Annotated in this window: 12 protein-coding genes; 5 read left to right on the top strand and 7 right to left on the bottom strand. The window is 39.8% G+C overall.

The window, feature by feature from the left end:
* Positions 1-636 precede the first annotated feature (636 nt).
* The gene (locus tag LBQ60_15305; protein ID MDR2039289.1) at positions 637-1,734 is read left to right on the top strand and encodes a WG repeat-containing protein; all 1,098 of its coding nucleotides are present in this window, start codon (positions 637-639) and stop codon (positions 1,732-1,734) included.
* Positions 1,735-1,960: 226 nt separating this feature from the next.
* Here the strand turns inward: LBQ60_15305 and LBQ60_15300 are convergent, their stop codons facing one another.
* From LBQ60_15300 to LBQ60_15270, 7 genes are all read right to left on the bottom strand, one after another.
* Positions 1,961-2,797 (bottom strand): alpha/beta hydrolase, encoded by an 837-nt coding sequence (locus LBQ60_15300; protein ID MDR2039288.1) that lies wholly within the window; start codon positions 2,795-2,797, stop codon positions 1,961-1,963.
* 14 nt (positions 2,798-2,811) lie between these two features.
* A complete protein-coding gene (locus tag LBQ60_15295; GenBank protein ID MDR2039287.1) occupies positions 2,812-3,252 on the bottom strand; it encodes a GNAT family N-acetyltransferase in 441 nt (146 codons plus the stop codon).
* Between the two features lie 179 nt (positions 3,253-3,431).
* Complete coding sequence (locus LBQ60_15290) at positions 3,432-3,899, bottom strand: nuclear transport factor 2 family protein (protein MDR2039286.1); 468 nt, start codon at positions 3,897-3,899, stop codon at positions 3,432-3,434.
* A 90-nt stretch (positions 3,900-3,989) separates the two neighbouring features.
* A complete protein-coding gene (locus LBQ60_15285) occupies positions 3,990-4,493 on the bottom strand; it encodes a GNAT family N-acetyltransferase (protein MDR2039285.1) in 504 nt (167 codons plus the stop codon).
* A 150-nt stretch (positions 4,494-4,643) separates the two neighbouring features.
* Complete coding sequence (locus tag LBQ60_15280; protein ID MDR2039284.1) at positions 4,644-5,063, bottom strand: hypothetical protein; 420 nt, start codon at positions 5,061-5,063, stop codon at positions 4,644-4,646.
* A 39-nt stretch (positions 5,064-5,102) separates the two neighbouring features.
* Complete coding sequence (locus LBQ60_15275) at positions 5,103-6,155, bottom strand: TraB/GumN family protein (protein ID MDR2039283.1); 1,053 nt, start codon at positions 6,153-6,155, stop codon at positions 5,103-5,105.
* Between the two features lie 799 nt (positions 6,156-6,954).
* The gene (locus LBQ60_15270; GenBank protein MDR2039282.1) at positions 6,955-7,887 is read right to left on the bottom strand and encodes an AraC family transcriptional regulator; all 933 of its coding nucleotides are present in this window, start codon (positions 7,885-7,887) and stop codon (positions 6,955-6,957) included.
* Positions 7,888-8,063: 176 nt separating this feature from the next.
* On the opposite strand from LBQ60_15270, the gene LBQ60_15265 reads away from it, so the two are divergent.
* The 4 genes from LBQ60_15265 to LBQ60_15250 form a co-directional block, all read left to right on the top strand.
* Complete coding sequence (locus tag LBQ60_15265; GenBank protein ID MDR2039281.1) at positions 8,064-8,639, top strand: TetR/AcrR family transcriptional regulator; 576 nt, start codon at positions 8,064-8,066, stop codon at positions 8,637-8,639.
* 1 nt (position 8,640) lies between these two features.
* A complete protein-coding gene (locus LBQ60_15260; protein MDR2039280.1) occupies positions 8,641-9,996 on the top strand; it encodes a TolC family protein in 1,356 nt (451 codons plus the stop codon).
* Between the two features lie 52 nt (positions 9,997-10,048).
* Positions 10,049-11,062, top strand: a complete 1,014-nt coding sequence (locus LBQ60_15255) for an efflux RND transporter periplasmic adaptor subunit (GenBank protein ID MDR2039279.1) — start codon at positions 10,049-10,051, stop codon at positions 11,060-11,062.
* A gap of 18 nt (positions 11,063-11,080) precedes the next feature.
* Positions 11,081-12,260 (top strand): efflux RND transporter permease subunit (locus tag LBQ60_15250; protein MDR2039278.1); only part of this gene is annotated, 1,180 nt, incomplete at its 3' end.

Raw genomic sequence — 12,260 nt, 5'->3', positions numbered from 1 at the left:
ATCAGGATGGAAAAATTAAATATAAACCAATAATCCAATGAAATTAAATAATTCAATGAAAAAATGGATTTTTATCGTGAGTAGTATTGCAGTTATAATATGTGCTGTTTTAAAATTTTTTTTTCCTAAAGAAATAGGTAATATTTTTTATGTAGTTTTGGCTTTGTCAGGTGTTTTGATTTTCTTTTCTTACTTTTATCCGCATTTGAAGAAGTAGAAAACGGAAAAAGTATGAAAGAACTTGTGTCTTTTGTACAAGCAAGTAGTAGCATAATGAACGACACTCATTGTATTTGACTAGACTTGATAATTTTACAGCAAGGGAGACTTTTACTGAATAAACAGGGATGCCAGCGCCAAACCGTAGGTTTAACTTCGTTGAGCTCGCAAGTTCGGTTGGCGTCAGTCGGGCGGAAAAGAGCGTTTTCGGAAGTTTGTATCCCACATGACTGTTCTTCTCGGTCGACAGGAAAGTACCCCGCAGTGCCGTCCGCACACCAAGCCACCGTCCGTTGGGTGCAAGAGCAAGAAAGACAAGGGTATGAAAAATATTCAAAGAGCATGTAACAAATTTGAGCTTGCATCGTCTTAATAGAAAATAAATATAAGCTATTTATACTTAAAAATCATTATCAAATGAACAGGTCATTTCTCATTCTTACCTGCTGTTTTCTAATGTATACAGCAACAATGACAGTCCGGGCACAAAGCGGGGACAATGCTCATTATTACCGTGAATTTCAAGTAACCTTGAACGATGGCAAGTACGGGCTTCTATTTAGGGATGAGGTGGTTGTTCCTTCCGAATACGATACAATTATTGCCCAAAAAGACAATAGGGGATTTATCTCAAAACAGGGTGACAAATATGGTTTCATAGGCGTAGGTGTTACTAATTATATCCCGGCATCCAATGCCGATAATATTTCTTGGCAAGATTGGAATTACCTTGTCAAGAAAGGAATAGGTAAAAAGAATAACATATATCTGTTTGCATCTGTTGTACCCTGCAATTTCGATAAGATAGAATACTCTGACGGGAGATTTTTGGTGAATAAAGATGGCCTCAAAGGGATTTACTATTCACATGGCACAAAGATACTGCCTTGCGAGTTTGACGAAATCAAGATGATTGATGGTAGATACTGGGTTCGTAAAGGCAGCCTTAAAGGGATTTACTATTCACATGGCGCAAGGATCCTGCCTTGCGAGTTTGACGAAATCCGGAATATTGATGGGAAATACTGGGTGAGTAAAGATGGCTTTAAAGGGATCTACTATTCGCATGGTGCAAGGATCCTGCCTTGCGAGTTTGACGAAATCAAGATGATTGATGGGAAATACCAGGTAAGCAAAAACGGTCTTAAAGGAATCTATTATTCACATGGTGCAAGGATTCTGCCTTGCGAGTTTGATGAAATTAAGAACATAGACGGGAAATACTGGGTAAGTAAGGGCGATTTAAATGGTGTTTATTATTCACATGGCGCTCGAATCTTGTCATGCGAGTTCGACGAAATTAAGACCGTAAATGGAAAATTCTGGGTTCGTAAGGGCAACTTGAAGGGCGTTTACTACTCTCATGGTGCTTCAATCCTGAAGTGCGAATTCGATAAAATTGAGTTGATGTCTGATGGTAAATATATTGCCTACAAAAATGGAGTGAAGAATTTGTATACTTCGACAGGAAGCCGTCTTCATACAGATTCCGAAGTAATCTATTCCACGAATTGATACTGCCTGTTGGAGAAAAAGTTAAATTTCACTCAGGTATCATACTCCGACAAAATACCAGCATTTATCAAGTAGTCTGTTATAAGGCGTGTTTCGGAACTTATGTACAAATTTCTGCATTTGTGATTCGTATGATTTATGGTGCTAAAATTCTGTCCCTTGACGGACCGAAACGATGACACAGCAAGGTTGAGTTTTTGAAATGCTGTTTCCGAGTATACGGGTTTCAATTATCAACCAGTTTTAATATCTCATCCACAATCAGCTCAGGTTCATCAAGATATATGAAATGTGAACTGTTATCAGTGATTAAGTGGTGAATGTTTTTGTATTCCTTTTCTAACTGATTATTTAGCCTGAGATGGACCTTAAAAGCTATTTTATTAAATTCGACAAACTTTTCTTCGATCTCTGTTTCTTTAATGGACGTAAATAAATATACCGGAATATCCGAAGGTACAGGATATCTTTCGTCAGATTTCATCAATTCCAGGTTAAAACCTATCTCGTCAGAAACTCCGGAAGGCGCATTTTTTCTTATACTTTCCCAGTTACTGACATAATCGATCCACATTTTTTCGGTTACAGCATCTTTAAGCTCTTTGTAAAACCGTTCATGGAAGGCATCGATTAAAAAAAGCGCCTTAACTTTCTCCGGGAATAATTCCGTGTATTTTTTAACGATATGGCCACCTATGGAATGGCCAACTAAAATAACAGGAGTATTTATATCAGGCTTATGCATGATCGTGCCTAACTCTCCGATCATTGAACCGATGTTCTTACTGCCCGGAATATAGACCGAATTTCCAAGGCCATTTCTGTCATAAGAAATAACTCTGGCATATTTTGATAACCGCTCCTGAAAACTTTTCCAGGTTTCCAAACCGAATGTCAATCCGGAAACCAAAACAATAGTTGTATTGCCGGAACCGGTATCATGATAGCAAAGTTTGATACTATCATCTTGAAGATATTTAATTTCTTTATTTTCATTGTCTTGCGCCATGATGTATTGGTTTAGTATCAGGAATATTGCAAATAAAATCCATGTTTTCTTCATGTATTTACTCAATTTTAGTTGATTCTTTTTGAGAATAAATATGCCCGGCTTTCATATTTTAAATTCTCGTAAAACAAATGGGCTTCTTTTCTATGAAAAGCTGAATCAAGTTCTATTATTTTGCAATGGTTGTTTTTTGCAATCGTCGTAATTTCATCTATCAACTTATGTCCTATACCTAATCCTCTATGGTTTTCATCAACAATTAATTCATCTATATATCCTAAATTGCCTCCTTGCCAAAGACTATTTTTAATCGTTAATGTGCAGAATCCAACAACTTTATTATTTGACAACCCTACAATTAATTTCTGGTTATCTGATTTTATTGCTTTGCAAAATACAGGGTAGATCGTTTCATAATCTAGCTGTATGTCCGGCCATAATTGTTTAAGTAATTCAAAAACATATTTACAGTCATCATCCGTACATGCCCTGATTTGAAAGTCTTTCATATGAAAAAGTATTTTAAGCTATTTCAATTTTCGGGTTTTATTTTTATCAAATTAATGGTACTATCAGCATTTTCACTGTCGCCTGTTACAATATGCGTTAGAAACTAATTGATACTTGTCTGTCCTATTGAATTCGCAACCCATTTCTATTCGTGTTTATTTCCCTTTTACCTGGGACTTTACATGTGGGTATGAATGATTTTCCAATTCCCATTCACTTTTGAATATACTAAAGTCCATGCAAAGCTGCCGGTCAGGGTGCGGCCATCTTCAAGCTCCATCGAATAGTTTCCCGATGCGGTAAGCAACGCTGCATTGTCTGCCAGAACAGTAATTTTTTTATTGATAGTATTCATTTTCTGAGATTTAGCGCCTTTTGTTTTTTCTTTAAAATCTTCCATTACCTGATCGAAAGAACGGAAGAAACGTCCATTGATAATGAATCCGGCTTGCAAGTTATCGTCCACATTATCTGCCAGCATCTTTGCGTCAAAAGTTTCTGAGGCTTTAACAGCTTTTTCAAAAAGTATGGTAACCTCGGAAGCGATCTTTTCTTTTTGTTCGGAGGTCAATTTCTGTGAATATCCATTTAAACAGATACAAAAAGATGCAATCATTATAGATAATAAGCAAGATAATATTTTCATATTCTTCGTTTTATATTATTATTTATTGAATTATTTCAGACTGTTTTAAATCGAATAAAGCTAATAAATCCTAAGGCAGGTCGCCGGAGTTTATTGAATTTGTTTTGAAAACCAAATTATATCAAATGTTTCTCCAAATTTACGACCAATCTGTCTGAATCTGCCACACTCACTAAAACCATGCTTCCGGTGGAAACTTAAACTTTGGGGGTTTTTAGAAGATACACTTGCAAGAATAGTGGTGATGCCTTGTTCTCCGGCAGCATCGGTCAGTTTATCCAGTACCATTTTTCCGAGTCCTTTACCCGAATGTTTTTCATCGATAAAATAAGTGATTTCGGCTGTACTTTTGAATGTAGGGAAAGGATGATATGGCCTTAACAAACAAAATCCGATAATATCGTCGCCGGATTTGATCACATAAGCGGGATAGCCTTTGCTTGTTTCAAGCAGCTTGTCGAAAAAGTTAACCGGCAACTTTTGTTCGGCATATGCGGCAAAGCTATTCTCGATATAATAGTTATAAATTCTCATGACCTTGCCGGCATGCTCATGGCTCATTTTTATAAATTCAACTTGTTCTATATCCATCATAACATTTATATTTAATTACGAATTACAAACTTAGGCGATAGCTGGTCTCATGAGCGCCAGCGAGTATATGATAAGGCAAAGATAGGGGAGAAGAGAGGCTTTTGAAAATCATTCATCTGTAATAGTCAAGATTTGATCAATTCATCTGTCTTACTGTCTCTTCGGAAACCACATATCGTCAATGGTCAGGCGTTCCTCTATCATGCGGAGCAGGTATTTAAGCCTGTCCAGATGTTGAATAACTTCATTGTTGGTGCCCAATGTAAACTTGACCCTGGCCTGGCAGTCTTTGCCAGAATTGTGTCCGAATATGTATCCGGAGGTTTGCTTTTGTTTTTTTGCAATGGGTAATATTCGCTTTGAATGCGAAGGTCTTTGTATTTTCGTTATTGGTGATACCTTCGCAAATGGTGGATTGTCCAGCAAGTGTTTTAAAACCAGAAGAATTGACTTTTTTCTGTCGATTGTCCATTTATTCGGATTATTACTACAACCTGCCACAAATATGGACAACATCATAACAAAAAAGTTGATCAGTTCTCCTATGTTTTTCTCACTTTTTGGATTCATCCCGTTTTTCTTTATTACTATTTTAGAGATATACTTTATTTATTCACCCAATACAGGTTCAACCATATACCCTTCCTTTCGCAACAAATTAATGACTCCGTATTCCCCAATAAGATGACTGGTTCCAACTGCTATAAAAGTTGGTTTACTTTGTATCAAAAATGGTATTTTTTCCATCCAGAAAAGATTTCTTTCCTTTAGCACTATATTGTCTTTTTTTTCTATTAGGTCTAATGTGGATGATAGATCATCGGCATCTAAATTTAAACTTTGAATTATTTCCAACGACTTTGTGTTCAGGTCTTCGAATTTTATTAAATTTTGTTCGAAATAAGCTTCTTTTATTTCTATACTTAATTGTATAAAGCGTGTGATGATATCAAGTGTATCTGATTCAAAGAACTTCATCACTGTAATCAAATTTTCAGCATCTTCTTTCAAATTTCCGTCAAAAGAACCCTTTTTGTGCTCATATAATCTCCAACGATTTCTATCCTCCTCGGTTTCTAATTGTATTAAATCAAGGGCATTGTTTTTAGCAGTTTTCCATAAATAACTATCTAATCCACTTTCATAAGTCGTATTCTTCAATACTTTATTACCCTCTAATTGTGCTGCTTTTGACGAAAAAATTGTAGTCGTTAATACATATTGAAGATAAGCAGGGCGCACAGGTACCTTATTTATTGACCATTCAGGCAAATATTTGCTTAGAATAATGTCCAGATACTGCAGGTCTGAACTGCTTAATAAGTCCTTATAAGTAGTATCCTTAGGTAAATACGGTGACCTTGTTTCCGGAAATTCTATATTTTTTGTAACATCAGTTTCCCCCGCATATTGTTGTACCGAAGCAAATGCTTTTTTAAATCCGGCAACACTGTCTAAAAACTGGGGAGGTGTGACGTGGTATGTGCCAAACAGATAAGAAGGCTTATCTAATCCATTACCGGTTATTTTCCATAGTAAACTTGATTCTTTCTGAGTAGTGTTTGCGGAAGATATTCCTGATCCAAGCCAGGCTGGTATCAAAATGATGAAAACTTTAATAATGTAAAACTTATAGTTTCCCAGGTTCATCCGACTATTCATACTAGTCCTGTTTTTTACAATAGTACTTCCATTCAAATTACTTGGCACTAACATAAGCTTATTTTTTAGATGAATATATAAAACTACTTTTTAACCGCCAATCATACAAGTTTTCCACAATACTCTCACGGGTGAAGGCTAACACCAGGGGTAGGACGTTCCTTTTTTGGAATTTCGAGTTCTTCGAGTAACATTGATCTTGGAAGAATATAAGATGATCCTGAATGATGTTCACCATCGCAAAAACGACGATAAAAAATGACCTAAGAGGTAATTTACAGGCAAATATGTTCGTATAATATAGTTTATTATGGCACACATTGTTGACAACGCTCTCTCTACTATGTACAACTTTTAAATATACGCAACAATTTCAGCGATTTTTATAAATCACTTGAAACCAGTTAAATATTTCAATTTTCTCATATGTATTTTATGTGTTGTTTTTGTAATTCACTTATGATTTATAATGAAAAATGTATATCATCTGCTTACAACAAATATACAAATATAGTGAAAGGTGAGAGTAATTGTAGAAAGCTTGCTTTCGAAAAATTGCCGAACCGCATCCTATATTATACAAATATAGTGAAAACCGAGGGCAGAGTGTCGAACTTGTTCGTAAACTTTGCCGAGGTGCATCCTATATTCTACAAATATACACAAAATGTGATATGCATCACAAGTCCGTGTTTTTCTTAGGATCATCCTTAAGGTTGGATTTGCCTTTGCGAAAGGAATAAGATTCAAAGATTTAAGAAAGATAAGCAAAGAATTCCCTTCTCCATCTTATTAATAGTTACCGCTGATAGATACTGTTTCTGTATTCCAGCGGCGACATTCCCGTATGTTTCTTAAAAAACTTCCCGAAAGAAGACTGGTCTGAAAAATTCATTATTTCTGCTACTTCCTGGATCAACAACTCTTTCTTCCGTAATAAGAGCCTGGATTCCAGGATTTGGACCTCATTGATCCAGTTAATGGCGGTTTTTCCCGTCTGTGCTTTCAGTATACGCGACAATTGGGTAGTTGTCAGATACAGTCGGGCGGCATAAAACAATACGTTGTGTTCGGTTCTGGAGTTTTCCAGGATCAATTGCATAAAATCCCGGATAACGGATTCGTTATGGTTGACTTCATAATGTATAGGAAGTATATCCATCTTCTTTATATCCATATCCAGTATCTCCAGATAAAGGTTAACCACCTCATTGCTCACTATTGTGGATTGATAAATATGATCCCTGCGACCGATATTGGATATTAGTTTATTGACAATATCCATTAACACTTTGGCTTGCAGGTCGGTTATCGTCAAAATAGGATGCAACCGTTTACGTTCCAGTAGTTCACGGGGTGGAGGGATCGTTTTTATGAATTGATATCCTAAATCAGATGATATAACTACATAATATCCTTTAAAATCAATTGAAAAAGAGATCCCGTTAAATATATTGATCCACAATATATTGATGATATTGTTGGCAATGAGAGAAAAAGAGAAGTAATCGATATTTACGGTTGCTTTCCCCCTGACCGCAATGAGTATTGAAATAACATTAATTTTCAGCGGGTACAATTCCGGCCGGACAAAAGTTTCCCGGTTTCCATTTATCTCTATAATAGCTACATCATCATTAAAAATATGGTCGGGTTGGAGTAGTTCCAAATATTTTTTAAAATCTATTTTCGTATAGTCGCCCATATTTCCTTTCAAAAACTGGTTATACAAATGTAGTGAGTTTATCAGGAAATTAGACTGGACAGGTCGACTTAAACCCAAATAAGCTTTCCCGGGAACAAGTTTGTCATTTTTGAACCAACTATTCTCATTTTATGTCTAACAGGTTTTCCTGTTTTCCCTGAATCTTTGTATCGGAAAAATGAACGCATGTTAAATGTAAACTTATGGTCAGGGAAGATATTATCAGAAAAACAGCTCCTCTTTTTGCAGAATACGGGATAAAAGGAATATGCATGAACGAGATCGTTGCCGAATTACGTATCTCAAAAAGAACGCTCTACGAACAATTTGAAAGTAAGGAAGAATTACTTCTGGAAGTTTTTAGCTACGAAACACTCAGGCTGGGGGAGGACATTGAAAAGATCGAGAGGGAAGCTTCATCGGCACTTGAAATACTTGTGAAAATAAGCCTGAGCGTATCCCGGCTGATCTCATCCCTGTGTCCGGCGCTACATAAAGATATAAAGCACTATCCCGGTATACTTGAATTTGGTGAAACCTGTCTGGAACAATTTGAACAAAAATGCCTGAACTGCTTTATGGCCGCAGTTAAAGAAAGTGATTTGGAACCACGGTTGAATTATGAATATATCGCTGCCCTTTACGCAGAGCAGGTATTGGATATGAAACGACATACCGTGACCAATATGTTACTGCGCGGACTCGCAACCGATAACGGGAGAGAAATCCTTGATCGTCTGGATATAAATAAACAGGAGATAACTAATAAAAATAACTAAGATGAAAAAAATAGCAATCAGAATCCGGGTTATAGCAGGCATTGTAACGTTCATGGCATTGACTGCCTCAGCCCGGGAAAATCCGGGCGTCCTCCGGTTGACACTTGAAGATGCACTTAAAATTGCAATGAGTGAGAATCTGACCGTACAGGTTGCGGATCAGGAAATACAGAGACAGGAGTATGCGAAAAAAGGTGCTTATTCCGCACTTTTTCCGCAAATCAGTATCGACGGGTCATATCAACGGACGATAGAAAAACAGACCATGTATATGGACATGGATGTTGCAGGTATGTCCATAGGCGGGATCAAAGTCGGACGGGATAATAACTGGGTCGGTGGAGTAAACGTATCCATGCCGCTGGTGTCGGCTTCGTTGTGGAAAAGCCTTAAAATTTCCGCGCTGGATGTCGAACTGGCTGTAGAAAAAGCCCGGTCGTCGCGGATAGAAATGATAGAACAGGTAACACAGGCGTTTTACGGGGTACTGCTGGCCGATGATTCCTACCGGGTTTTCAAACAGGCATATGAGAATGCCGAAAATAATTACCAGGATATTAAAGAAAAGTTCGAACAGGGGCTTGTCGCCGAATATGACCTGATACGTGCCGATGTGAATGTACGCAATGCCGAACCCAGCATGTACGGTGCGGAAAATTCGTTGGTGCTGGCGCATTGGCAGCTGAAAGCCCTGATGGGGATAGACCTCGGAATCGATATCGAATGTACAGGATCACTTGCTGAGTATGATAGGCTACTAACAAAAAGTCACATTTCTATGGATTTGTCGCTTGACAATAACAGTGATTTATTGCAGCTCGACATCCAGCAGGGGCAAATGGAAAAGGCTTTAGGAATGCGGAAAGCTATGTATTACCCAACATTGAGTGCTCAGTTCTCTTATCAATATATTTCGATGAACAACGATTTTAAAATCGGGCATTACAGGTGGGATCCATATTCTACGGTCGGTATCTCGCTTTCCATTCCCATATTTTCAGGTGGAGAGCGTATGTCTAATGTCAGGCAGACCGAGACCGGGCTCCGGCAATTGGAACTGCAACGGGAAAATACTGAACGCCACCTGCAGGTAGCTGTCAAACAATCCTATGACAGGATGAATACCTGCCTGAAACAATACCAGGCGGCAAAAGCAGGGGTAAAACAAGCGGAAACCGGTTATACGATCACTATGAAGCGTTATGAAACAGGTGAAGGCACCCTGCTGGAAATCAACGACTCGCAGTTATCGCTGACACAGGCAAAGCTAAACCTCAACCAATCGATATACGATTATCTGATAGCAGAATCATCACTCCAAAAAACCTTAGGTAACCAATTAACAGTTGATCATTAATTCTTAGCTCTTAATTTTTAATCAATCATCCATAAAGAATAAAAATAATATCATGAAAACAGCATATTTATTAGGTGCAGTCATACTTGTTACTTTACTGACCGCTTGTTCGGGAAACAACCAAACCAATTTCACAGAAGCAGAGGCTGTAAAGATCCAGGCGTCAATCCTTAGTTTGAGAGATGTGGACCAGTTAGGGACATTCACGGCAACCGTACAGGCAGAGGCCACCAATAACATAGCCCCTCAGGTGTCGTCGCGTATCAAGAAAGTGTATGCCGAAGTAGGAGACCATGTCCGCTCCGGCCAGAAGCTGGCCGAGATGGACGACTCGAACCTTACCCAGGTGGAGCTCCAGCTGGATAATGCCCGGATAGAATTCGGGCGGGTCGACGAGCTTTATAAAGTAGGGGGTATCTCCAGATCCAACTGGGATGCAGCGAAACTATCCTACGACCTGGCAAAAACCTCTTATGACAACTTACAGGAAAACACCTGGCTGATCAGCCCGATTACCGGGCTGGTTACCCAGCGCAATTACGACAGCGGCGACATGTATGCCATGGGATCCCCCCTCTATGTAGTAGAACAGATCAAACCGGTGAAGATCATCGTGCATGTCTCGGAGTCCCTCTTCACGAAAGTAAAAAAGGGTATGGAAGTGGATGTGGTGCTGGATGTTTACGGGAATGAGGTTTTCAAGGGGACGGTAAGTCTGGCATATCCCTCGATCGATCCGGGGTCTCGTACATTCCCTGTGGAGATACGTATCGGGAATGCCGATGAACGGGTCCGACCGGGAATGTTTGCCCGCGTGACATTCAACTACGGGTCCGAATCCCGGGTGGTGATCCCTGACCGGGCGATCCAGAAGCAATCCGGTTCTGCCGAACGTTATGTTTACGTCATCGAGAACGGGATGTCGCAATACCGGAAGATTACTCTTGGGAGACGTATCGGTGATGAATTTGAAGTCTTGGAAGGGATATCTGAAGGCGAAGTAGTGGCCGTTACCGGTCAGAACCGCCTCGATACAGGCACGAAAGTAGAAACCGTTCATCAATAACATAAAAAACATAACATCATGAGTATATCATCAGTAGCAGTAAAAAGACCCGTTACGACGGCACTTGTCTTTGCAGCTATCGTGATCCTGGGTATTTTTTCCTACCGGAGCCTGTCGCTCGACCTGCTGCCGGAGATAGAATCGAACCAGATCATGGTCATGACCACCTATCCCGGAGCAAGCGCCGCGGATGTGGAAATGAACGTATCGAAGCCCATCGAAAACACCCTTAACGGGGTCAGTGACCTGAAGCACCTGACCTCCGTCTCCCGTGAGAATATCTCTATCGTCGGACTGGAATTCGATTTCGGGACCGACATAGATATCGCCACCAACGATGTGCGGGATAAACTTGAAATGGTGAAATCCTACCTGCCGGACGATGCCGAGAACCCGATCATATTCAAGTTCGGTACGGATGATATCCCGATTATGATCATCGGTGTCACAGCGGAAGAAAGTACGAATGCACTTTATAAGATCCTCGACGACCAGGTTTCCAGTCCGCTGGCACGTATCAGCGGTGTAGGGACTGTATCCATTGCCGGTGCTGCCCAGCGGGAGGTGAATGTCTATTGCGACCCGTATAAGCTGGATGCCTACGGTCTGACCATTGCCGGCATTTCGCAGACGATTGCCATGGAAAACCGGAATGTCCCGGGAGGTAACCTCGACTTCGGTTCGGATACCTATTCCCTGCGTGTGAAAGGAGAATTCAATGACTCGGAAGAGATGCTTGATCTTGTAGTGGGTACACAAGAGGGTAAAGTAGTCTACCTGCGCGATGTAGCATATATTGATGACTCGTTGGAAGAACGTTTCCAGGAATCCTATACCGGAGGTAAACGAGGAGCCACCATGTATATCCAGAAGCAATCGGGGGCCAACTCTGTGGAGATCGCAGAACAGGTATATAAAAGGCTGCCGGAAATACAGGCTTCACTTCCGTCGGATATCCGGATGGAGGTGATTACAGATACATCGACCAATATTATCAATACTGTAAACTCCCTGGTCGAAACGATCGCTATTACCCTGCTGATCGTGATGGCTGTGGTGTTTATCTTTCTGGGACGTTGGCGCGCGACGGTCATCATCGTGATCGTGATCCCGATCTCACTGATCGCTTCCTTCATTTACCTGGCCATTACCGGGAACACATTGAATATTATTTCATTGTCTGCACTTTCGCTGGCGA

This window comes from Bacteroidales bacterium, assembly GCA_031275285.1.
GTDB lineage: Bacteria > Bacteroidota > Bacteroidia > Bacteroidales > UBA4181 > JAIRLS01.
This window is presented reverse-complemented; position numbering and strand designations above follow the sequence as displayed.

Excerpts from the sequence above, each read along its gene's own strand:
- LBQ60_15255 (MDR2039279.1), top strand. The coding sequence starts at position 10,049 with ATGAAAACAGCATATTTATTAGGTGCAGTCATACTTGTTACTTTACTG.
- LBQ60_15305 (MDR2039289.1), top strand. The coding sequence starts at position 637 with ATGAACAGGTCATTTCTCATTCTTACCTGCTGTTTTCTAATGTATACA.
- LBQ60_15300 (MDR2039288.1), bottom strand. The coding sequence starts at position 2,797 with ATGAAGAAAACATGGATTTTATTTGCAATATTCCTGATACTAAACCAA.
- LBQ60_15285 (MDR2039285.1), bottom strand. The coding sequence starts at position 4,493 with ATGATGGATATAGAACAAGTTGAATTTATAAAAATGAGCCATGAGCAT.
- LBQ60_15280 (MDR2039284.1), bottom strand. The coding sequence starts at position 5,063 with ATGAATCCAAAAAGTGAGAAAAACATAGGAGAACTGATCAACTTTTTT.
- LBQ60_15295 (MDR2039287.1), bottom strand. The coding sequence starts at position 3,252 with ATGAAAGACTTTCAAATCAGGGCATGTACGGATGATGACTGTAAATAT.
- LBQ60_15265 (MDR2039281.1), top strand. The coding sequence starts at position 8,064 with ATGGTCAGGGAAGATATTATCAGAAAAACAGCTCCTCTTTTTGCAGAA.
- LBQ60_15290 (MDR2039286.1), bottom strand. The coding sequence starts at position 3,899 with ATGAAAATATTATCTTGCTTATTATCTATAATGATTGCATCTTTTTGT.
- LBQ60_15260 (MDR2039280.1), top strand. The coding sequence starts at position 8,641 with ATGAAAAAAATAGCAATCAGAATCCGGGTTATAGCAGGCATTGTAACG.
- LBQ60_15275 (MDR2039283.1), bottom strand. The coding sequence starts at position 6,155 with ATGAATAGTCGGATGAACCTGGGAAACTATAAGTTTTACATTATTAAA.